Below are 2,087 nucleotides of genomic sequence, written 5' to 3'. Positions count from 1 at the left end.
TCGGGCACGCTGTTGGGTGTCTGAGGGTGCGGCCGTTTGGTCGTCCTTCGATGCCGGCCCCAGTGAACTCGGACTTGTTGGTTCGGGGTGGTGGGTGGTTGGTCGTTGTTTGAGAACTGCACAGTGGACGCGAGCATCTGTGGCCAAGTTTTTAAGGGCGCACGGTGGATGCCTTGGCACCAGGAACCGATGAAGGACGTGGGAGGCCGCGATAGTCCCCGGGGAGTCGTCAACCAGGCTTTGATCCGGGGGTTTCCGAATGGGGAAACCCGGCAGTCGTCATGGGCTGTCACCTACTGCTGAACACATAGGCAGTGTGGAGGGAACGCGGGGAAGTGAAACATCTCAGTACCCGCAGGAAGAGAAAACAACCGTGATTCCGGGAGTAGTGGCGAGCGAAACTGGATGAGGCCAAACCGTATGCGTGTGAGACCCGGCAGGGGTTGCGTATGCGGGGTTGTGGGATCTCTCTTCCACGGTCTGCCGGCCGTGGGACGAGTCAGAAACCGTTGATGTAGGCGAAGGACATGCGAAAGGTCCGGCGTAGAGGGTAAGACCCCCGTAGTCGAAATGTCAGCGGCTCGTTTGAGAGACACCCAAGTAGCACGGGGCCCGAGAAATCCCGTGTGAATCTGGCGGGACCACCCGCTAAGCCTAAATATTCCCTGGTGACCGATAGCGGATAGTACCGTGAGGGAATGGTGAAAAGTACCCCGGGAGGGGAGTGAAATAGTACCTGAAACCGTGTGCCTACAAGCCGTGGGAGCGTCGGATGCAGCTTGCTGTATCTCGTGACTGCGTGCCTTTTGAAGAATGAGCCTGCGAGTTTGCGGTGTGTTGCGAGGTTAACCCGGGTGGGGTAGCCGTAGCGAAAGCGAGTCCGAAGAGGGCGTTTGAGTAGCACGCTCAAGACCCGAAGCGGAGTGATCTAGCCATGGGCAGGTTGAAGCGGAGGTAAGACTTCGTGGAGGACCGAACCCACCAGGGTTGAAAACCTGGGGGATGACCTGTGGTTAGGGGTGAAAGGCCAATCAAACTCCGTGATAGCTGGTTCTCCCCGAAATGCATTTAGGTGCAGCGTCGTGTGTTTCTTGCCGGAGGTAGAGCACTGGATAGGCGATGGGCCCTACCGGGTTACTGACCTTAGCCAAACTCCGAATGCCGGTAAGTGAGAGCGCGGCAGTGAGACTGTGGGGGATAAGCTCCATGGTCGAGAGGGAAACAGCCCAGAGCATCGACTAAGGCCCCTAAGCGTACGCTAAGTGGGAAAGGATGTGGAGTCGCACAGACAACCAGGAGGTTGGCTTAGAAGCAGCCACCCTTGAAAGAGTGCGTAATAGCTCACTGGTCTAGTGATTCCGCGCCGACAATGTAGCGGGGCTCAAGCGTACCGCCGAAGTCGTGTCATTGCAGCGTATAGGGCCAACGCCTGCTGTGATGGGTAGGGGAGCGTCGTCTGCCGGGTGAAGCAGCGCCGGAAGGTAGTTGTGGACGGTTGACGAGTGAGAATGCAGGCATGAGTAGCGATTCACACGTGAGAAACGTGTGCGCCGATTGACTAAGGGTTCCTGGGTCAAGCTGATCTGCCCAGGGTAAGTCGGGACCTAAGGCGAGGCCGACAGGCGTAGTCGATGGATAACCGGTTGATATTCCGGTACCCGCTGTGGAGCGTCAAACATCGAGCATCGTGATGCTAAGGCCGTGAAGCCGTTCCGGACCCTTCGGGGAAAGGAAAGTGGTGGAGCCGCCGAACCAAGCGGTTAGTAGGTGAGTGATGGGGTGACGCAGGAAGGTAGTCCATCCCGGGCGGTGGTTGTCCCGGGGTAAGGGTGTAGGACGGTGTGTAGGCAAATCCGCACGCCATGTGTCTGAGACCTGATGCCGAGCCGATTGTGGTGAAGTGGATGATCCTATGCTGTCGAGAAAAGCCTCTAGCGAGTTTCATGGCGGCCCGTACCCTAAACCGACTCAGGTGGTCAGGTAGAGAATACCGAGGCGTTCGGGTGAACTATGGTTAAGGAATTCGGCAAAATGCCCCCGTAACTTCGGGAGAAGGGGGGCCACGTCTGGTGATGGGTCTTGCACCT

At 57.7% G+C, this 2,087-nt stretch carries 1 rRNA gene (running past one end of the window); it reads left to right on the top strand.

The features are described from left to right. Window positions 1-141: 141 nt before the first annotated feature. A 23S ribosomal RNA gene (locus ACFYZJ_RS39275) occupies window positions 142-2,087 on the top strand; it runs 1,272 nt beyond the window's last position.

Origin of the sequence: Streptomyces sp. NPDC001848, assembly GCF_042891915.1 — a bacterium.
Lineage (GTDB): Bacteria > Actinomycetota > Actinomycetes > Streptomycetales > Streptomycetaceae > Streptomyces.
This window is presented reverse-complemented; position numbering and strand designations above follow the sequence as displayed.